This is a genomic window from Streptomyces sp. CB03234 (genome assembly GCF_001905885.1).
Taxonomy (GTDB): domain Bacteria; phylum Actinomycetota; class Actinomycetes; order Streptomycetales; family Streptomycetaceae; genus Streptomyces.
In genome coordinates this window covers 462,529-480,808 of the sequence record NZ_LIYH01000004.1, presented here as the reverse complement: position 1 = coordinate 480,808, position 18,280 = coordinate 462,529, and the positions used below count along the sequence as shown (strand labels likewise).

At 74.8% G+C, this 18,280-nt stretch carries 16 protein-coding genes and 1 pseudogene; 4 read left to right on the top strand and 13 right to left on the bottom strand.

The window, feature by feature from the left end; genetic code table 11:
• Nucleotides 1-28: 28 nt before the first annotated feature.
• From AMK26_RS19200 to AMK26_RS19185, 5 genes are all read right to left on the bottom strand, one after another.
• Nucleotides 29-1,201 (bottom strand): lanthionine synthetase LanC family protein, encoded by a 1,173-nt coding sequence (locus AMK26_RS19200; protein ID WP_073755908.1) that lies wholly within the window; start codon nucleotides 1,199-1,201, stop codon nucleotides 29-31.
• 69 nt (nucleotides 1,202-1,270) lie between these two features.
• Complete coding sequence (locus AMK26_RS37340) at nucleotides 1,271-1,423, bottom strand: hypothetical protein (RefSeq protein ID WP_198944109.1); 153 nt, start codon at nucleotides 1,421-1,423, stop codon at nucleotides 1,271-1,273.
• 19 nt (nucleotides 1,424-1,442) lie between these two features.
• Complete coding sequence (locus tag AMK26_RS19195; protein WP_073755907.1) at nucleotides 1,443-4,100, bottom strand: lantibiotic dehydratase; 2,658 nt, start codon at nucleotides 4,098-4,100, stop codon at nucleotides 1,443-1,445.
• A 1-nt stretch (nucleotide 4,101) separates the two neighbouring features.
• Complete coding sequence (locus AMK26_RS19190) at nucleotides 4,102-5,085, bottom strand: thiopeptide-type bacteriocin biosynthesis protein (RefSeq protein ID WP_073755906.1); 984 nt, start codon at nucleotides 5,083-5,085, stop codon at nucleotides 4,102-4,104.
• A gap of 126 nt (nucleotides 5,086-5,211) precedes the next feature.
• Nucleotides 5,212-6,435, bottom strand: coding sequence for an MFS transporter (locus AMK26_RS19185; RefSeq protein WP_073755905.1), 1,224 nt, complete (start codon nucleotides 6,433-6,435; stop codon nucleotides 5,212-5,214).
• Nucleotides 6,436-6,505: 70 nt separating this feature from the next.
• Here AMK26_RS19185 and AMK26_RS19180 point away from each other — a divergent pair.
• Nucleotides 6,506-7,488 (top strand): annotated as a pseudogene (locus AMK26_RS19180) (ArsR/SmtB family transcription factor).
• Nucleotides 7,489-7,505: 17 nt separating this feature from the next.
• On the opposite strand, the gene AMK26_RS19175 reads toward AMK26_RS19180, so the two are convergent.
• From AMK26_RS19175 to AMK26_RS19145, 7 genes are all read right to left on the bottom strand, one after another.
• On the bottom strand, nucleotides 7,506-8,306 hold the full coding sequence (locus AMK26_RS19175) for a VOC family protein (RefSeq protein ID WP_073755904.1): 801 nt from the start codon (nucleotides 8,304-8,306) through the stop codon (nucleotides 7,506-7,508).
• Nucleotides 8,300-9,379: a serine hydrolase domain-containing protein gene (locus tag AMK26_RS19170; protein WP_079277680.1), complete on the bottom strand. Its 1,080-nt coding sequence runs from the start codon at nucleotides 9,377-9,379 to the stop codon at nucleotides 8,300-8,302. The genes AMK26_RS19175 and AMK26_RS19170 overlap by 7 nt, the downstream gene beginning before the upstream one ends.
• Nucleotides 9,376-10,305 carry a DUF6895 family protein gene (locus AMK26_RS19165; protein WP_073755903.1) on the bottom strand — a complete coding sequence of 310 codons (930 nt, stop codon included), beginning with the start codon at nucleotides 10,303-10,305 and terminating at the stop codon, nucleotides 9,376-9,378. Before AMK26_RS19165 ends, AMK26_RS19170 begins: the two co-directional genes overlap by 4 nt.
• Nucleotides 10,302-11,249, bottom strand: a complete 948-nt coding sequence (locus AMK26_RS19160; protein ID WP_073755902.1) for a DUF6895 family protein — start codon at nucleotides 11,247-11,249, stop codon at nucleotides 10,302-10,304. Before AMK26_RS19160 ends, AMK26_RS19165 begins: the two co-directional genes overlap by 4 nt.
• Complete coding sequence (locus tag AMK26_RS19155) at nucleotides 11,246-11,983, bottom strand: hypothetical protein (RefSeq protein ID WP_073755901.1); 738 nt, start codon at nucleotides 11,981-11,983, stop codon at nucleotides 11,246-11,248. The genes AMK26_RS19160 and AMK26_RS19155 overlap by 4 nt, the downstream gene beginning before the upstream one ends.
• Before the next feature lie 12 nt (nucleotides 11,984-11,995).
• Nucleotides 11,996-12,184: a hypothetical protein gene (locus AMK26_RS19150; RefSeq protein WP_073755900.1), complete on the bottom strand. Its 189-nt coding sequence runs from the start codon at nucleotides 12,182-12,184 to the stop codon at nucleotides 11,996-11,998.
• 200 nt (nucleotides 12,185-12,384) lie between these two features.
• On the bottom strand, nucleotides 12,385-12,573 hold the full coding sequence (locus tag AMK26_RS19145) for a hypothetical protein (RefSeq protein WP_073755899.1): 189 nt from the start codon (nucleotides 12,571-12,573) through the stop codon (nucleotides 12,385-12,387).
• Between the two features lie 278 nt (nucleotides 12,574-12,851).
• Here AMK26_RS19145 and AMK26_RS37845 point away from each other — a divergent pair, with 278 nt between their 5' ends.
• Nucleotides 12,852-14,375: a hypothetical protein gene (locus tag AMK26_RS37845; protein ID WP_241837967.1), complete on the top strand. Its 1,524-nt coding sequence runs from the start codon at nucleotides 12,852-12,854 to the stop codon at nucleotides 14,373-14,375.
• Nucleotides 14,376-14,387: 12 nt separating this feature from the next.
• Here the strand turns inward: AMK26_RS37845 and AMK26_RS19135 are convergent, their stop codons facing one another.
• Nucleotides 14,388-16,256, bottom strand: coding sequence for a glycoside hydrolase family 15 protein (locus AMK26_RS19135; protein WP_073755898.1), 1,869 nt, complete (start codon nucleotides 16,254-16,256; stop codon nucleotides 14,388-14,390).
• 538 nt (nucleotides 16,257-16,794) lie between these two features.
• Here AMK26_RS19135 and AMK26_RS37025 point away from each other — a divergent pair.
• A complete protein-coding gene (locus AMK26_RS37025) occupies nucleotides 16,795-17,178 on the top strand; it encodes a hypothetical protein (RefSeq protein WP_158071133.1) in 384 nt (127 codons plus the stop codon).
• Nucleotides 17,175-18,278 carry a glycosyltransferase gene (locus AMK26_RS38375; protein ID WP_073755897.1) on the top strand — a complete coding sequence of 368 codons (1,104 nt, stop codon included), beginning with the start codon at nucleotides 17,175-17,177 and terminating at the stop codon, nucleotides 18,276-18,278. Before AMK26_RS37025 ends, AMK26_RS38375 begins: the two co-directional genes overlap by 4 nt.
• The last annotated feature ends 2 nt before the right edge of the window (nucleotides 18,279-18,280 follow it).

The following is an 18,280-nucleotide window of genomic DNA, read 5'->3' as shown; positions in this document are numbered from 1 at the left end:
GTCGGCGGGGTGCCCGGGATGTCCGCCGTCAGCGCAGACCGAGGCAGGGCAGCCAGTCGCGCGGGGCACCCCGGGCGGTGAGGAGTGCGCTCAGCGCGCCCGGGGCGCCGGTCAGGAGCCCGGGCGGCCACGGCGTACCGAGCGCCTCGGGGAGCCGGGCCCGCAGGTGCGCGGTGAGACGGGAGCCGAGGGCGGCCGCGGCGGGCAGGTGGGCGTGGCGGTCGAAGGCGTCGGCCACGGCCAGTACGCCCGCCGCCCCGTGGCACAGCCCGAGGAGGTCGGCCGGGCCGTCGCCGAACAGGTGGAAGCCCTCGTCGTACCGCTCGGCGAGCGTGCCGAACGCCGTGAGCGCCCAGTCGGCCGCCTCCCGGTCGCCCAGCGCGTCGGCCGCGTCCCACAGCGCCCAGGCGACGCCCGGCGTTCCGTAGCACCACGCCTGGCGGGGGTTGGCGCCGGCCGGGGGCGGGCCGTCGAGCCCGGCGCCCGGCCAGGTGCGGACACCGCGCTCGTCGACGTAGGACCGGGTGGCCAGCCAGCGGGTGGCGTGCCGCAGCGCCTGTGCCGCCCCCGGGTCGCCGGTGTAGCGCAGAGCCGCGGTCAGTGCGGTGACGACGCCGGCGACGCCGTGGCCCACGCCGGTGTTGACGCGGCCTTGCGTCCAGGACAGGTGGGGGTGGTCCGCGTACTGCCCGGTGCGGAGGCGCCACAGGTCGGCGTGGTCGCAGAGGGCCGTCAAGTGGTGGGCGGGCCGGTGGAGTTCGGGCGCCTTCGGATCCGCTCCGGCGCACAGGGCCAGCAGGATGCCGGCGGGCCCGGTGATGAGGTCGTAGTCGGGGAAGGCGACGTCCGCGGTCCGCCAGACCGTGGCGACGGCCTCGCCGGTCAGGTGGTCGCGCAGCCGGTCGGCCGCCCGGTGCAGCGCCGGATGGAGCCGGGCGCCCAGCCGCAGGCCGACGAGGGTGCCGGCCAGGCCACCGTCGTACAGGCCCGGGTGGCCGGGTCCGCGCCCTGCCGTCCTGGCCCAGACGGCGACCGCGCGGGCCGCCGTGGCGGTGGCCTCGGGGCCGCCGGTCGCGGCGACGAGGTGGGCGAGGACGGGGATACCGGGGTCGGACGGAGCCGGTGTTTCGTGGGGTTGCGCCGTCCACTTCTCCAGGTGCGCGAGGGAGAGGTCGACGACCGGGTCGTGCGGGGTGTCCATCGGGCTCCTCGTACGTCGCGGGCCGGGGTGGGCGGAGCCGCCCGGACGCGCCGGGCGGCTCCTGTGCGGTCAGCAGACGATGGCGGTGCAGATGACGATGGTGCACACGCCACTGCATCCCGCGGTGTACGCCTGCTCGGCGGGGAGCTCGCTGTCGGTGATGCGCTCGTCGAGCTCGTCGATGAGGGTGTCGAGGTCGGTGAGTTCCATGGTTCCGGGCATGGTTGGTTCCCTTCTCGCGCTAGTGGGCGATGGCCGCCCCGACGCTCCGGCCGCCGGCTGCGGGCGGACCGTCGGGGACGTCTTGGGGGGCGCCGCGCCGCAGGGCGTCGGCGGCGGCCTCGGCGAGCTGCTCGATGGCGCGGACACCGGTGTCGTACGGAAGTCTCAGCAGCATCTGGGCGGCGATGGCCGCGCCGCCGTGGAGCGGGTCGCGCAGCGGCAGGTCGCCGGGGGCAGGGAGCATCTCCTCGACGAGCAGTCCGGTGCCGGGCTGCTGGGCGCACAGCCGGTCGATGACCTGCAGGGCGGTCAGCGAGTCGAGATCCACGGGCACGGGTTTGGCTCCGGCGGCCGTACGGAGGAAGGCGTGGCGGGGCAGTCCGTGCGCGCGCTGCAGGAGCGCGAGGGCGCGGACCTTGTGCAGGGCGTCGTCGCCGGGCCGCCACAGCCGGGCGCGGTCCAGCCGCCAGGTGGCCGGGGCGAGGACCAGTTCGCCGCCGGCGGTCAGCCGGGGCAGCCGGGTGTGTGCGGGCAGGGCGCCGTCCAGGCCGTCCAGGCGCAGGAGGTACGAGCCGGCGGGGTGACCGGCGGCGAGCAGTACCCGTAGCAGCCGGTCATAGGGCGGGGCGGGGGTGCGGGTGGCGTGGTGGACGGGGATGACGCGGTGGCCGTCGGCCTCGGCGACGATGCGGCGGCCGCTGCGGCGCACGGTGATCCGGTCCAGCGGAAGGTAGCGCGCGCCTGTGCCGCGGGGGCCGTAGTACGGAGTGGGGTCGGGGTCGCCGGTCCACCAGCCGGTGGTCACCGGGCGGCGTACGGCGTTGGCGGCGCGCTCGCCGAGCGGCGGGACGAGCAGTTCGACGAACCGTACGCCGGTGTGCCGTTCGACGGCGGCGAGGAAGGCGCGGTGGGCGTCGGCGTTGCCGTGTCCGCCGTACAGGGCGCGCAGGCCGTCGGCGAACCGGGCGTCGAGCACGCCCGCGGCGGAGGCGGTCTCCAGCACGGCGACGGGGCCGGAGCCCTCACCGGGCAGCGGGCGCAGCAGGCAGTCCAGGGGCCAGGGCGGCAGGGCGTCGTCGGCCGGCGGGGCGCCGAGGGCGTCCAGGAGCGCGTCGTCCACGTCGGCCGGTCCAGGCCCGGTGTGGGCGGCGAGGTGGGCCAGCAGCCGGGCGTAGCCGGATTCGGGGGCGGTGGGCTCCGGCCAGCCCCCGTACCGGCGCCGCACCGCCGTGGTGGGAGGCGGGCCGCCGGTGGCGGTGGGGAGCAGGGCGGCGAGGATCTCGCTGACGGGACGCGGCTGTTCGGTGATCGCGGCGAGTTCGGGCGCCTCCTGTGCGGTGGTGGTGCCGGCGTCGCGCAGGGCGGCGATCCGGGCCGCGGCGCGCAGCCCGCGCCGTACGCGCTCGGCGGCCGCGGCGGGTACGGGGGCGGCCGGGGCGCGGTACGAGTCGAGGAACCAGCCGGCCGGGTCTCCGTCCGTGGCGGCGAGCGGCCGTGGCAGGGTGCCGTGCGCCGTGACCTCCTCGGGCGGTGTCCAGGTGCTGTGGCGGAGCCGGGGCGCGGTGCAGACCTGGAGGACGCCCATGGTGTGCAGGTGCTGGAGGAAGCCGCGCAGGACGGCAGGGTCGGGGGCTTTGGTGGACGGGTCTTTGGTGCCGCCGTGGACGGTGCCCGCGCCCGCCGCCGCGCCCAGCAGGGTCTTCTCCAGTTCGCCGAGCGGGCACGGCCCGTCGGCGAGCAGGCTCAGTACGGTGTCCAGGGCGCGGGTGCGGCGCAGGACGACGTGGCGCAGCCGGCCGGGTTGGCGCGGGTCGACGACGTAGGCACGTACGGAGGACGGCTCCGTGAAGTGCAGGGGCGCGGGCGCAAGCAGGGTGCCGGCGTCGGCGGTGCGCAGGTCGGGCGGTCCGGGTGGCCGGGAGCGGACGAGGTGGACGTTCTCGGTGCCGGTGGCGGCGAGGGCGCCGAGCGTGCTGCCGGGGGTGATCAGCAGGGTGCCGGGCGCCTGCGTACGGACCGGGGCGGTGGCGAGCTGGCCGGCCCAGCCCCTGGGGGTGGTCTTGGCCGCCGCGCGGCCCAGGACGCGCCAGATGTACGCGGCGCGCTTGCGCAGCCGCTTGCCTCCCCACGACTCGCCGGCCGCCAGGCGCCGTTCGACGTCCGCGAGGAGGCCGGGGGCCGCGCCCTCCAGGATGTCCCGCAGGACGGGGTGGGCGCGGGTGAGGTCCCAGGCCCGTGCGGCGGCCCGTTCCTGACCGTCGGCCACCGCCCGTTCCAGCTCGGCCCGTTCGGTGTGGGCCTGCTCGGCCTCGTACGCCAGCGCCCGGGCCTGGCCGGTCACCTCGGCCGCGACGGCATGCCGCGGGAGGCGGTCCAGGAGGCCGAGGTCCGCCGCTTGCGGGGCGTTGCCGGCGTGCAGGCGCCTGCGCAGCGCCAGTACGGCTCCGCGGTCGGTGTCGGCCAGGTCCGGGTGCGGCACGACGCTCTCTCCGAGCCGCTCGGCCAGTTCCCGGGCGCGGGCGGCCCGCTGTTCACCGGCGCGGGCGTGGCGCGCGACCCGGTCGAACAGGGCGGGGTCGGCAGCGGAGGTCCAGGCCGCGCACGGCATGCCCGCGATCCGCAGCAGTGCCGTACCGCCCGCGCCCTCCTCCGCGCCCTGGATCCGGTTCTCCCCCACGTCAGCAGGCCCCTTCGTCACGGTCGCCGTGGCCGTGGCCGTCGGAGGCCAGCGCCTCGGTCAGCAGGCTCTGCCGGGCCGCGGAGAACCTGCCCCGGTTCCAGTGGAAGATGGCGTAGTGGGCGGCGGCCCGGCGCGGACCGACGAGTGCGTCGCCCGCCTCGAAGTAGTCGGTGCGCCAGCGGGACGCGGCCCGCCGGACAGCCTCCTGGTGGTCGCGCACACCGGCGCGCCAGGCCTCCGGAAGGGCGTCGAGCTGCTCCTCGAAGGGCAGGTTCCAGTACGCGCGGATACCGGCGGCCGCCCGCTGCCGGGACGCATCGTGCAGGCCGTCCACGAGACGGCGCCCGGTCTCCTCCCGTACGACCTGCCAGACGCCCCGGTGCTCCCAGCCCACGACGCCCAGGCCGTCCAGGACCGCGCGCAGCAGCGTGAGCGACACCCGCCAGTCCGCGGGGGCTTCCTTGCCGCGTGCGGCATGGTGGTCCAGCCACGCCAGCGAGTCGGCGGTGAACAGGGCGTGCACCAGGGGCATGGCGCGCGGGCCGCCGAACAGGTAGGTCTCCGGCTCGTACACGCCTTCCGTGGGGCTCGTCCAGGCGCCGTCCTGGCGGTCGAAGCGGCGGAGGAGTTCGGCGCGCAGGGCGGCCACGCCCGCCGGCCGGGGGGCGTGGAACCGGATGCGCAGACCGGGCGGCTTGTGCATGAAGAAGAAGTCGTCGGCCCAGCCGCAGCCGGTGAGTTCCTGGGCGGTCTCGGCGAGCCGCCGGTACAGGTCGGGCCAGGCGTCCGGCCACGGTGCCAGGCCGAGCTGGACCCAGCCGGTCTCCGGAAGGTCGTCGCGCAGCGCCCGCAGCCCGGCGGCCAGGAACGTGCGGCGAGCCGCGGCGTACGCGGCGCCCTCCGCGGCGAGCGGCAGGGTACCGAGGGATGCGGTACGCGCGTCCTGAAGGCAGTCGGCCAGCAGTCGCTCGACGTCCACCATGCGGCCTCCTCCGAAGGGTGTCGCTTCCTCCCAGTGGATGTCCGGGCCGCCGTCGTCCGAAAGCACGACAAAAGCTAGTCATACAATCAACTGAGGTGCGCGGGCTCGGAGTCGCTCTCCGCGCACCTACCGGCGCACACGCCGGTGGGCTGCCCGACGCCCGGCGGGCGGGCGGGCGACGGCACGCTTCCGGTCGCCGCGTGGCAGCCCCGGGGAGAGGGCAAGGGTGACCCCCACCGAGGCGGTGGCCATGACGGCCATCGCCGTGGCCGGCGACGTGAGTCCGGCGGCGGTGCCCGCGAGGGCGGCGCCCACGCCCTGCATGGTGAGCATGCCGGAGGTGTGCAACCCCAGGGCGTGCCCGCTGAGTCGACTGGGCGTCAGGCACATCAGCCGCTCCTGGAGCAGCAGGCTCGCCGAGTAGCCGAGCGCGGAGAGGGCGACGGCCGCCATGGCCGCCGGCAGGGGCGGGCGGAGCGCGAGGAGCGCGTACGGGGCGGCGAGCAGCACCAGCAGCGGGGCGGCGAGGTTCCGGCGCCACCGGGTGGGCAAGAACCTGCCGGTCAGGATGTCACCGGCCAGCATCCCGGCGGCGGCGGACGCGAAGAGCGGCCCGGCGTCCTGGGGGGCGTACGGCACGAAGAGCGACTCGCAGCCGACGATCAGCCCATTGGGCACGCATAGGGCGAGGTAGACGTACCGGCGGGGGCGGGAGGACCACAGGCGGGCGTTGTCGCGCCACGTCGTGGCGACGGAGGCCCGTCCGGCGGCGCGGGGCGGCCGGCGGGCGAGCCCGAACCGGGCGACGGCCGCGGCGGCCACGTACAGCGCGGCGCCGGTGAGGAGCGTGCCGCGCGGTGACACGGTGGTGACGAGCACGCCACCGACGCCGAACCCGCAGATCTGCGTGACGCCCACGGACGTGTTGAGCAAAGACCGGCCCAGCAGGTACCCGTCCTTCGCGACGATCTCGTTCAGCAGCCCGTAGCGCACTCCGCCGCCCAGCGACCCCAGCACGCCGAGGACCGCGAGGACGGAGAAGAGCGCCCACACGGGCAGACCGGGGATCGCCTGTACGGCGGTGCCGAGGCCGAACAGGACGGCCAGGCCGGTCATCGCGGCGCGCGGCGGCAGCCGGTCGGCCGCCGACAGCAGCGTCGTGGCGCCGACGACCTGGGCGAGGGCGGGACCGAACATGGCGAGCGCGGACAGCAGCGCGGAGCCGGTCGCCCGGTGGACCAGGGTGCTCAGGGCGAGGCCGCTGACGGTCTGGGCGGCCACCTGCGCGGCGCAGGCGAGGAAGAGGGGGGTGAACTCCGGGGTGCGGAAGAGTTCGCGGTAGGTGCGCATGTCCGGAGTCTGGGAGGCGGCGCGGCGGGGCCGTTACTGTTTCGCGCTCACGCGAAACACGGGGGTGCGCATGGGCTGGTGGCAAGTCAACGCGGACACGCTCGCCGGCAGCCGGTTCGTGGTGTCGCCGCTCGCCGAGGCCATCGCGTGCCTGAAGACCCTGGAACGGGGTACGGCCGCGCATCCGGGCGAGCGCGGGTGGCTGGACGCGCACCTGCCCGCCTACCGGGAGCGGCTGGCCGGCGACCCGGTCACCGCGCTGCTCGTACGGGCGGCCCTCGGGCGCACCTGGAACGCGGACTTCCTGACGCCCACGCCCGGTGGCGAGGGCGAGGCCGTGTTCGAGGAGGAGGTGGAGCGGATCCGTACGTGGCCGCCCGGGACCGCCCGCGCGGATCTGACCGTGTCGCTGGGCGGGCCGCTGCCGGCCCGGCTGCACCGCTCCGACCTGCCGGAGCGGACGGCGGAGCTGCTGGCCTGGGTGTGGACGCGTACGGTCCTGCCGTCGTGGCCGCGGCGGCGCCGGGTGCTGGAGGCCGATGTCGTGGCGCGTACGGCGCGGCTGGGCCGGGCCGGCTGGGCGGGCGCGCTGGACGGCATGCGGTCCGGGATGCGGTGGCTGGGCGGGGACCGCTCCAGGTCAGTACGTACGCCTATCCGCCGCGGGAGATCTCCGGGGCGCGGCTGATGTTCGTGCCGGTCACGCCCCGGCAGAGCTGGTGCTCGTGGGACGCCCCGCACCGGTACGCCGTGGTGTACCCGTGCGCGGGCGTCCTGGCGGACGGGAGCGGCGGCGGGGCGGCGGGCGTGCCGCACGCGCTGGCCGCGCTGCTGGGTCCGGCGCGGGCGGGTGTGCTGGTCCTGCTGGACACGCCGAAGAGCACGACGCAGTTGGTGGCGCTGACCGGGCAGGGCCTGGGGTCGGTGGGCCGTCACCTGAAGGTGCTGCTGGACGCCCGGCTGGTGGGGCGCCGGCGTGCCGGGCGGTCGGTGCTGTACTACCGCTCGGACGCCGGCGAGGCGCTGGTGCGGGCGCAGCAGGGGGACGGTTGACGAGGCGGCTCCATGGGTCAGGTCGTGGTGGGGTCGCCCTTGATGAGGGCGAACGGGGCACCCGAGGGGTCCATCAGCATGGCGAGCCGCCCGACTCCCGGGGCGTCGATGGGCGCGACCAGGGGCGTGGCGCCGTGTTCCGTGGCGGTGGCGAAGGTGGCGTCGCAGTCGGTCACGCCGAAGTACGGGTGCCACTCGGAGCCGGAGCCGGCGGCGAGGTTCTCCTCCTGGAGTTGCATGATGCCGCCCTGTCCGGGGTCGTCGTCCGTGCCGCCGCCCGGCGAGGAGACGACGGAGTAGACCATGCCGCCGCCCATGTCCATGTCCTGGTACTGCCAGGAGCAGACCGAGCGGTAGAAGTCCTTGGCGGCCGCCGCGTCGGTGGTGTAGAGCTCGGTCCAGCACAGGGTGTTGGGTTCCATGACCGTGTCCAGCCCCTTGGTGTCGCCCGGCTGCCACACGGCGAAGTCGGCGCCCGTCGGGTCGGTGAAGGCGGCCATCCGCCCGGCGGTGAAGACGTCCATGGGCGGGACGCGGACCGTACCGCCCGCCTGTTCCACGGCCTTGCTCGTGGCGTCGGCGTCGGGGGTGTGGAAGTACGGCGTCCACGCGGGGCTCGCGCCCTCCTCGGTGAGCGGGCCGAGGGCGGCGACCGTACCGCCGTCGCGCTGGAAGAAGCCGTAGCCGCCGGCCTCCGGGCCGGCCGACTGGAACGTCCAGCCGAACACGGCGGAGTAGAACGCGACGGCCGCGTCGGTGTCGGGGGCACCGAGGTCGATCCAGTTGGGTGTGCCGGGTACGAAGTCGGTGGTCAGCATGGGTGGTCCTCCGATGAGCTGAGCAGCGCGTAGGCGGTCGGTACGAGGGTGTCCTTGCGGCTGTAGCGGCGGGTGGCGAGGCCGGCGAGCGCGGTGCCGGTGTCGGGCCGGAAGCCGAGGAAGGCGGTCTGCCCGCAGGTGGCGCCGATGTGGAAGTACATGGTGCCGCCCTCGGCGGGGTGGTGGAACCAGGCCAGCGTGTGCGTCTCCCGGCGGCCGGGCCCGCGCCGCAGCAGCGGGCGGCGCACCTCCAGCAGCGCGGCGGCCAGGGGGGAGCGTTCCGGGCGCAGATGCGCTTCCAGGAAGGTGAGCAGGTCGTACGGGGTGGCGCGGAGCGCGCCGGCCGCCTGGAAGCCGCCGATGTGCAGGGGCGGGGTGGGGGTGGTGCCGTCCAGTCGGTGACCGGTGGCGTCGGTGTCCGGCCCGGTGGGGCGCAGCGCGGTGTCCACCAGCCCGAGGGGGCCGAGGACGCAGTCGGTCAGGAGCCGTTCCCAGGGGGTGGCGGTGGCCGCGACGAGGGTGTGCCCGAGGACGGCGACCGCGAAGTTGGAGTAGCGCCACCGGCTGCCGGGCCGGTGGCGGGGGCGGGCGCGGAGGAAGGCGCGGACGACCCGTTCGGCGGGGTAGTGGGCGTAGGGGTTGGTGTACCAGCGGGGCAGGGCCTGGGGGTAGAAGTCGGCTGGCAGCGGGGGGAGTCCGGAGGTGTGGGTCATCAGGTGCGTGAGGGTGGCGGGGTGGCGGCCGGGGGGCCTGGCCGGGTCCAGGAGGGCGGTGGCCGGGTCGGTGCCGGACAGCGTGCCGGAGTGGATGAGGTCGGCGAGCAGCAGGCCGGTGTACGTCTTGGACGCCGATCCGAGCTCGTAGCGCAGGCGGTCGCGCGGGACGGGCGGCGGCGGCGCGGTGCCGCCGCAGCGGACGGTGCGGCGGCCGTGGCGGGAGAGAGCGAGGACGACGTCGGGTGCGTCGACCGCCCGTACGGCCTCCTCCAGCCGCGCGCCGGCGTCGTCGCGGTCCTGGTGGTGCTCGTGGTGCTCGTGGTCGCCGGGGGCGGCGCGGTGCGCGTCCGCGGTCATGCGGGGGCCTCCGCGGTGAGCTGCGCGAGGGCGCGGGAGGTGGCCAGGACGGAGGCGAAGGCGGCGACCAGCGTGGAGTGGTACACGATGTCGAAGACGTCGTCGGGGTCGCCGTCGGGCATGGGCCCGAGCGCGGGCATGGCGCCGTCCGGCTGCTGGGCGGCGGCGAAGCCTTCCCACGCGCGCGCGTCGAGCGTGGGGCGGGGCAGGCAGGCGTCGACGACGAGCAGTTCGCCGAGCAGGTCCCAGCGCTCCAGGTCGAGCCAGTCGTCCAGCCAGACCGGCAGCCAGAGGTCGAGGTGGCTCGCGATGCGGGGCGGCAGCCCGGCGGGGTTCTCGCCCCAGTCGGTGAGGTGGAAGACGGTGTGGGTGATGTCGTACGCGGTGTGCGCGGAGACGGTCCACGGTTCGGGGGTGTGGCCCAGCCACGTACGGCTGAGGGCCACGTCCTCGGGCAGGCTCGCGGTCAGCCCGAAGCGGCGCTCGAACGCGCTCAGGCCGAGGCGCCGGACGGGCTGCACCTCCAGGGCACCCCAGCCGGTGAGCCGGTGGTTGAGCCGGATCGCCCGCTCCAGTTCGGGCTGGCTGTAGCCGAGCTCCCGGAACGGGACGTACACCTCGAAGGGGATCGGGGAGGTCGGTTCGGTGCGCTGGCCGCGTACCAGCATCCGGCCGCCGTCCAGGACGTCGCGCCAGGCGTGGTCGAGCAGCCGGCGGGCGAGGTCGGCCTGGCGGGAGCCCGCCACTCCTTCACGGAAGAGCACCTTGCAGATGACGGCGAGTTCGCCGACCGGTTTGAACCGCTCGAGGAAGCCGATCTCCGGGTCGACGTCCGGTTCCAGCCGGAATCCGTCACGGTGTTCGTGGAGCCACTCGATGGCGCCCACTCCGACCGTGTGGACGAGGCGGGTACTGGCGGCGCTCATGCCGGCACTCCTCGGTGGGTGTCGTCGGTGCTCCGGCCGGCCGGGCGGCGGGCCGCGGTCAGGGTGGCCGCGAACGCCGCGACCAGCGTGGAGTGGTAGCAGTTGGCGAAGACCCGCAGCACCTCCTCGCCGCGCGGTCCGCGGCCCATCTCGGTCAGAGCGCCCGTATCGTCCTGGGCCCGGGCCACCGCCGCCCAGGCGTCCTCGGTCAGCTCCGGCGGGAGGGGCTCGGGCAGTCCGGCCGCGACGGCGAGCAACTCACAGCACAGGTCCCAGTGTTCGGTCTCCACGCAGCCGTCGAGCCAGGCCGGGAGCCAGGTGTCCAGGTAGGCCGCGACGTCCGCCGGTACGCCGTCCACGTCGTGGCCCCAGTCCGTGAGGTGGTACACGACGTGGGTGAGGGTGTATCCGGCGGTCCGCTCGAACAACCACGGCTCGGGCAGGCCGCCCAGCCAGGTGCGGCGCAGGACGGCGGCGGTCGCCTCGTGGGGGGTGAAGCCCGAGCGCCGCTCCGAGTTGAGGATGCTGAGCAGCCGGTTCGGCAGCAGTTCCGTGGTGCGCCAGCTGCGGGTGCGGAGGAGTGCGGCGGTGAAGTCCTCGTACGCGCGGTGCCGCAGGCCGCCCGAGGCGAACGCGGCGTACACCTCCAGGGGGTAGGTGGCGCACGGTTCGAGGCGTTGCAGGTCGAGGAAGAGTGCCCCGTCGCGGGTCTGGTGCCAGGCGTGGTCCAGCAGGTCGGAGGCGGTGTCGTGGAGGGCCGAGCCGGGAGGGGTGTGACGGCGTACGCAGACGCACGTCTGGGCCAGTTCGCCCAGGGGCTTCCAGGAGCTGTTGACGTCGGCGTCGGGTTCCAGCGCGTCGTCGCCGAGCCGGAAGCCGTCGCGGTTGTCGGACAGCCAGCCCAGGGCGGCCTCGGCCACGCGCCGCACGTCCGTCGCCGTCACCCCGGGGCTCCGGCCCGTGCGTGGCGCGCCGCGTGCAGGTGCAGTGCCACCCGTGGGTCGTCGCCGCCCATCTGGGCCACGAACTCCAGGCCCGCGTCCAGGCCCAGCGTGTCGGGCACGCCGTCGAGCACGGCCAGCCAGCGCCCCGCGCCGGCCGCCTGCTGCCAGCCGCGGCGGCGTACGGCTCGTACGAAGCCCCGGGCGACGTCGACCACGCGGCGTCCCGCGACATGGGCAACCGCGCAGTCGGCCATGCTGCCGGCCGTGCTGTGGGCCGTGCTGCCGGCCGCGGGAACGGCGAGTGCGGCCAAGAGGGCGAGCTGGTGCGTCAGGGCCTGCCAGGGCAGATCCTCCAGCCAGGTGGCGTCCGGCTCGGCGCCGTCGGGGGACTCCACGGCGGCGGAGGCGCCCAGGTCCCGCAGCGTGCGGGTCATGGCCCAGTGGGTCCAGCGCGAGGTGGCCGAGGCGTCGGGGGCGGGCGGGTAGGCGAGGACCGCCTTCTCGCACACCGCCAGGTCGACGGGGGCGGGCGGGCGGCGGTACAGGACGCTCGGCAGCAGGACGTCCGCTCCCAGGACGCGTACCGCGGCGAGGCCGAGGTCGTCGTCCCCGATGGTGACCGCCGTACCGGCGGACACTCGGGAGTGGCCCCCGCTCGTGAGAGCAGAGACCACCTGGGTTGCGAGCTCCTGCACCGCGCCCATCAACGGGGTCGAAGTGCCGGGCTGCTCCATTCAGTTGCCCTTTCAACCCTTCTTGGGCCGCGGTGTCGGGGGCGACAGCAGCAGCTTGCCCGCACCGGCCTGCAGGGCCAGCCCCGCGCATTCGCGCGTGTTGCGGTAGAAGCCTGAGAGCTCGCCCGGGTTGAGGGCTTCTTCGATGTCGCTGTCCAGAACCTTCGTACGGTCCCGGAGCTCGCGCTCGGTTGACGTCATGCCACCATCCCTTCATGCGGAAAGGAATGCCTTCTTCCACTTCCAGTGGACCCCAGTCCGGCAGTGGTCGCAAACGGCGGAAGGCGTCGGTCCGGGAAACAGAGCGTGGCCCCCGCACGCGAGAGCGGGGACCACGTGGGAGCGGGCCTCGGCACCGCGCCGCCGGACGGCTTGCGGCGCCGGACCGCTCGACTGCCCTGTCAACCCTTCTTCGGGCGTGGCGTCGGAGGCGACAACAGGAGCTTGCCTGCGCCGGCCTCCAGGGCCAGGATCCCGCATTCACGGGTGTCACGGTAGAAGCCTGCGGCTTCACCCGGGTTGAGGGCTTCTTCGATGTCGCTGTCCAGGATCTTCGTACGGTCCCGGAGTTCGTACTCGGTTGACGTCATACCGCCATCCCTTCATGCGGAAAGGAATGCCTTCTTCCACTTCTAGTGGACCGCAGTCGGACATAGGGTGCAAATGGCGAATATTCAACGTTGTCGTACAGATTTCACCTAGTGGGGCCCTCGTGGGGGCGAGATGGGGCCGGGGTACCCCGTCCGCCCTTCCCGGATGGCGCAATTGCCCGGCTTGCCCATTAGATGGAGCAAACCGCGCGCCCCAGCGGCGCACGACGACCGACACGGTGTGTGCCTCACCGGAGTCCGGCGAACGGAGCCACGCCATGACAACCGACGACCCCACAACTCCCGCCAGGGCGGCGGTCCCTGACCGGGCGAAGCCGCCCGGTCCGCCCGACCCCGCCACCGGCCCGGTCACCCCGCCCGCCACCACACCCGTCGACGCCGCGTACGCGGACGCCGTACGGCTCGGTGCCGCGTCACCGGCCGGCGAAACGCCCGTCGAGACCGCGCACCCGGCCGACCCGCATGCCGGGACCGCGCAGTCCAGGACGGTGCACACGAACGGCACGTACACAAACGGCACGGACGCGAACGGCACGTACCGGAGCGGTACGGACGCGAACGGCACGTACCCGGATGCCCCGCGCCCCGGGAGCGGGTCCTTCACCGCCGGCTTCCCCGGCACCGTGCCGCCGCGCCCGGAGAACCCGCCGTTCGAGGCCGCGCGCCCGGAGGCGGTGCCTCCCGCCGTGACCGAGCGGGCGACCGGGTCCGCGCCCGCCGCACCCACACCCACCGGCAGGGACACGGACAGGAACACGGAGGCGGAGAGGGAGGCGGAGGCGGACGCGGCGTCCACGGACGCCACACGTACCGCCGACGCCGTGCGCGCCGCCGCCGGGCCGGTGGACGCCGCGCTGGTGGATGCCGTTCTCGCCGGCTCCAAGAGCGCCGGCGCGGACGGCGACGACAGCGACGAGCCCATAAGGACACTGCTCTGGACGGCGGCCACCTACCGGCCGCTGGAGGAGGTCGCCGCGCTGGTGGCCCTGCTCAAGAGCACAGGAGCGGTCTCCAGCCCGGCCGACGAGGCGCTGCGCGCGGCCGCGGTGGTCCGGCCCCTGGAAGAGGTACGGCAGCTGGTCGCCATGCTGAACGAGGCAGGCCACCCGCTCGACGAGGCCGATACGGCGCTGCGTGCCGCGGCCGTCGGCAGACCCATCGAGGACGTCGCCGAACTGGTGAGCATCCTCGGCACCGGTGACGCAGGCGCGCGGCCGGCGCCGGCGGCGGCCTCCGCGTCGGCACCCGGTCCCGCCATGAAGGCGGGTGAGGGCCCCATCGCCGTACCGGAGAACCCCAACGTCCGTCCGCCGCGGTCCGCTTCGGTGACTCCGTCGCTGGAGCAGCCGGTCACCGTGGCCGACCTGGCCCGCGAGTCGGCCTCCCCCGCCCTGCGTTCCGGCCTGCGGTGGCCCGCGGCGGCCGCCCTGTTCGCCTGCGGCGTCATCCACCTGCCGACGGACCTCGCGGGGCTGCGGTCCGGCGGGAACGCCGACACCCTGGCCTTCGCCGTGACCGTGCTGTGCCTGGTACTCGGGCTGTGGCTCGGCGTGCGGGACACCGTGCGAGTATGGGCGGCCGCGGGAGCGACGGCCATCGGGGTGGTCGCCCTGCACGCGGTGGCGGGCGGAAGCGACTTCGACCCGCTGGGTGGCAGTGTGGGCGCGCCGTACGCCTGGGCGAGCGCCGCGGCGGTGATGTCCGCCGCGCTGGCCGCGGCCTTGGCCGGTGCGGCCGTGCTGCGTCGGCAGAGAGAGCCCGACGCGACCAACGGCACATGACGGGCGATGCCCTCAGCGGGCCGCCCGCACACGGGAGCCGCTCTCCGCGCGGCTCCCGTCGCCGTGCCGGCCGCCGGTGCCGTTGCGGCTCCCCGTGCGGGTGCCGTGCAGGGCGAACGCCGTGTTGACCAGTGCCACATGGCTGAAGGCCTGGGGCAGGTTGCCGAGCTGGCGGCCGGCCACGGGGTCCCACTCCTCCGACAGCAGCCCGACGTCGTTGCGTACCGCCAGGACGCGTTCGAACTGCTCCCGGGCCTCCTCACGGCGGCCGGTGAGGGCCAGGGAGTCCGCGAACCAGAGCGAGCAGGCCAGGAACGTGCCCTCGCCGCCGTACAGTCCGTCGACCTCGTGCACCCGGTCGTCGCCGCCCGAGTCGGCGTACCGCCGCAGGAAGCCGTGGTCGTCGAGCAGCCGGGTGGCCTCCAGCGTGCTGTGCAGCCGCCGGTCGTCCGGGGGGAGGAAGCCGAGCCGGGGCATGAGCAGGGCCGCCGCGTCGATCCGCCGTGAGCCGTAGTACTGCACGAAGCAGCCGAGTTCGCCGTCCCAGCCGTGGTGCAGGACGTCCTTGCGGATCTCCTGCCGCAGCGCGCGCCAGCGCTCGGCCGAGCCGCGCAGTCCGGCGACCCGGGCCATGCGCAGGGCGCGGTCGGCCGCGACCCACGACATGATCTTGGAGTGGACGAAGTGCCGCCGGGGGCCCCGTACTTCCCACAGTCCCGCGTCCGGCTCCCGCCAGTGCTTCTCCAGGTACTCCATGAACGAGGCGATCAGGCGCCACACCTGGACGTCGATGGCGACTCCGGCCCGCAGCGCCGAGTAGACGGTGTTGAGGACCTCGCCGTACACGTCGAGCTGGAGCTGGCCGACGGCGGCGTTGCCGAACCGTACGGGCCGGGAGTCCTCGTAACCGGACAGCCAGGGGGCGGCCGTCTCGACGAGCCGCCGCTGGCCGGCGACTCCGTAGAGCGGCTGGAGGTCGGACGGTTCGCCCGCGATGGCGCGCACCAGCCAGTCCTTCCAGGCGACGGCCTCCTCCCGGTATCCGGAGCGCAGCAGGCACGAGAGCGTGAAGGTGGAATCGCGCAGCCAGCAGAACCGGTAGTCCCAGTTGCGTTCTCCGCCCAGGCATTCCGGGAGGGACGAGGTGACGGCCGCGACAATTCCGCCGGTGGGTTCGTAGGTGAGCGCTTTGAGGGTGATGAGGGAACGCACGACGACATCGCGCCACGGCCCCTGGTAGAGGCATTTGGCCGCCCAATTGCGCCAGAATTCCAGAGTGCCGTCGAGTGCGGCCCCGGGGTCGGCGCCCGCGAGTGCGGGAATGTGCGAAGGGCTCCAGCGGAGTACGAAGGTGACCCGCTCCCCCGCCGACACGGAGAACGCGCAGGAGGTACGGGACTTGGTGACGGACATGTCCACGGGGGCGTCGGCCCGCAGCAGCGCCGAGTCGGGTCCCGCGACCGCGGCGACCGTCCGGCCGTCGACCGTACGGGTCCAGGGGACGATCCGCCCGTTGTCGAAGCGCAGCCTCAGGTCCCCGCGCATGTCGACCCGCCCGGACACGCCCTCCACCCTCCGTACGACCTGGGGAAGGCCGCCTCGGGGCGGCATGAAGTCGGTGACCTTCGCTGTCCCGCCGACGGTCTCCCAGACCGACTCGAGCACGAGTGTGTCGGGGAGGTAGGCGCGTCGGCTGCACGTCTCCGCCCCGGCGGGCGCGATGCGCCAGCGGCCGTTGTCCTCGCCGCCGAGCAGCGCGGCGAAACAGGCGGGCGAATCGAAACGGGGCACACACAGCCAGTCGATCGCCCCGTCCTTCCCGACCAGGGCCGCCGTTTCAAGGTCTCCGATGAGGGCGTAGTCCTCGATTCGCCCGGCCATGAACTGAATTCTAGTCCTGGCTCCTGACGTGGCGGCAACGTACCCGAGCCGATCCCTCACGCATAACCTCCCAGCACTTTCCATGGATTTCCTCTTCCGAATTGACTGGCCATGGGGGGTGTGCTACGGATGGAAAACAGCAGGCCAGTTCCTGGCAGGCATGTCGCAGGAAGAGGTCCCCGTGTCCTCCGCCCAGGCGAGCCGTGATCCGGCGCCCTATGTCCCGCACCCGCTGCGGCGGGTGACCGACTGGCCTGTCGCCGCAGCGCCGGCCGCCGACCGGTCCGGTCCCCGTCCCGTGCGACACCCCGGGCGGCATCCCGCCCGCAGGGCCTCCGACCGCCTGGTGCCCGCCCCGACCGCACGCTGCATGACGATGCGCAGGCCGTGTTCCGCGCCGCGTCGCCGCCGGGCCCGCGCCATCACCTCGCGCGCCACGGCACGCGGTCGCGACGACGGTTCCGACGGCGGTCCAGCCGGTAGCGCTGCAAGTCCCTCACACACGGCCCGTAGGCCGTACTGGGCGCTGCCTCACGGCATGCTCGCCCTCCTTCGCGTGCTCGCCGTCCCCCTCGTCCTCGGCGTGGGGCACGGCCACGTGACCACGATCCATGTCGGGTGGCCGCAGGCCCGCGGGCGGATGCGGACGCTCCGCGCTGCGGCCACCACCCCCGGGGAAGCGATGCCGAGACCGGCCGCCGAGCCGCTGCTGGTGTACGCGCCGGTGCCGCGCGACGCCCGCGCGCCGACGGCCTTCGGCATCGCGTCGTCGGCGTTCCCGGTCCGGTGCTGGGTCCACCGGCCCGGGAACGCCGTCACCTCCTCGTCCCTCTCCTCGTCCCTCTCCTCGTCCCTCTCCTCGTCCCTCTCCTCGTCCCTCACCTCGTCCCTCACCTCGTCCTCGTTCACGGTCCGGCCATGAGCACCGGAGCGCACCGCCCGCGCGTCCTGCTGCTGGCCAGTGGCCCGCTCGACCGCGAGGACGGGGCGGACACCCAGCTGGCAGCGGCCGTCGCGGACGCGGTGACGGACGCGGACTTCACCTGGTTCGCCCGGTGGCCGCGCCGGGGCGGCCCGCGACCCGTCGAGCGCGGCCGGCCGGTGCCACTGCCCGCCCCGGACGGCCCGCCCCGGCTCCCGCATCGGCTCCAGATGGCCGCCGCCGGCGCCGTACTGGCCCGCCGCGTCGATCTCGTCCACGCGGTGCTGGCCGTCGACGACGGCTTTCCGCTGTTCTCCCGGCTGTGGCCGCCACTGCTGCGCGGCAAGCCGGTGCTGCACACCGTCCCGGGGGTGCAGGACCCACGGCTGCTGCGCCGGTCGCGCCCGCTCGGCCAGACGGTGGCGCTGTCCTCCGCGACCGCCAAGGTGCTGAGCGCCGCGGGCTTCGGCCAGGTGCTGGTCGTCCCGCCGGTGGTGCGGCTGGACCGGTGGCCGTACACGCCCCGCCCGTCGGGCACCACGCCCAGGGTGCTGGTCATCGGCCACCACGGCCCGCACGGCGGCATGGAGGAGGCCGTCATGGCGGCCGGCGTGGCGGCCAGGGCCGGGGCGCGGTTCCGGCTGACGCTGGTGCTGCGCTCCCGCACCGGTCACCACGTCCGGGCGCCGGACGCGTCGGTGCGTGCGCTGGCGGAGCGCGAGGGGTTGCGGGACTTGGAAATCCTGGGGTACGTACCGGACATGCGGGAGCTGGTGGCGTCGGCGGACGTGCTGCTGTTCGTGCCGCGTGTGCTGGGCGTCAGGTCGGACGTCCCGCTGACCGTTCTGGAGGCGCTGAGCACCGGCCGTCCGGTCATCCTCGGTGACCATCCGCAGTTCGCCGCGCTCGGTGACACCGTGCTGCGGGCGCCGGTCGGCGACGCGCGCCGTACCGGCCATCTGCTGCGGCAGCTGCTGGACCGGCCGCACTGGTGGCAGGTGCTCTCCGAGCAGGGCCGTGCCACGGTGGAGGAGCGCTTCGGGCCGGAGCGGTTCGCGGCGCGGTACGCCCGCCTCTACCGGGAGTTGCTGAACCGCTGAGC

Excerpts from the sequence above, each read along its gene's own strand:
- AMK26_RS19170 (WP_079277680.1), bottom strand. The coding sequence starts at position 9,379 with ATGACCGCGGACGCGCACCGCGCCGCCCCCGGCGACCACGAGCACCAC.
- AMK26_RS19190 (WP_073755906.1), bottom strand. The coding sequence starts at position 5,085 with ATGGTGGACGTCGAGCGACTGCTGGCCGACTGCCTTCAGGACGCGCGT.
- AMK26_RS19135 (WP_073755898.1), bottom strand. The coding sequence starts at position 16,256 with ATGGCCGGGCGAATCGAGGACTACGCCCTCATCGGAGACCTTGAAACG.
- AMK26_RS19150 (WP_073755900.1), bottom strand. The coding sequence starts at position 12,184 with ATGACGTCAACCGAGCGCGAGCTCCGGGACCGTACGAAGGTTCTGGAC.
- AMK26_RS19165 (WP_073755903.1), bottom strand. The coding sequence starts at position 10,305 with ATGAGCGCCGCCAGTACCCGCCTCGTCCACACGGTCGGAGTGGGCGCC.
- AMK26_RS37340 (WP_198944109.1), bottom strand. The coding sequence starts at position 1,423 with ATGCCCGGAACCATGGAACTCACCGACCTCGACACCCTCATCGACGAG.
- AMK26_RS19175 (WP_073755904.1), bottom strand. The coding sequence starts at position 8,306 with ATGCTGACCACCGACTTCGTACCCGGCACACCCAACTGGATCGACCTC.
- AMK26_RS38375 (WP_073755897.1), top strand. The coding sequence starts at position 17,175 with ATGAGCACCGGAGCGCACCGCCCGCGCGTCCTGCTGCTGGCCAGTGGC.
- AMK26_RS37025 (WP_158071133.1), top strand. The coding sequence starts at position 16,795 with ATGCTCGCCCTCCTTCGCGTGCTCGCCGTCCCCCTCGTCCTCGGCGTG.
- AMK26_RS19155 (WP_073755901.1), bottom strand. The coding sequence starts at position 11,983 with ATGGAGCAGCCCGGCACTTCGACCCCGTTGATGGGCGCGGTGCAGGAG.
- AMK26_RS19200 (WP_073755908.1), bottom strand. The coding sequence starts at position 1,201 with ATGGACACCCCGCACGACCCGGTCGTCGACCTCTCCCTCGCGCACCTG.
- AMK26_RS37845 (WP_241837967.1), top strand. The coding sequence starts at position 12,852 with ATGACAACCGACGACCCCACAACTCCCGCCAGGGCGGCGGTCCCTGAC.
- AMK26_RS19145 (WP_073755899.1), bottom strand. The coding sequence starts at position 12,573 with ATGACGTCAACCGAGTACGAACTCCGGGACCGTACGAAGATCCTGGAC.
- AMK26_RS19185 (WP_073755905.1), bottom strand. The coding sequence starts at position 6,435 with ATGCGCACCTACCGCGAACTCTTCCGCACCCCGGAGTTCACCCCCCTC.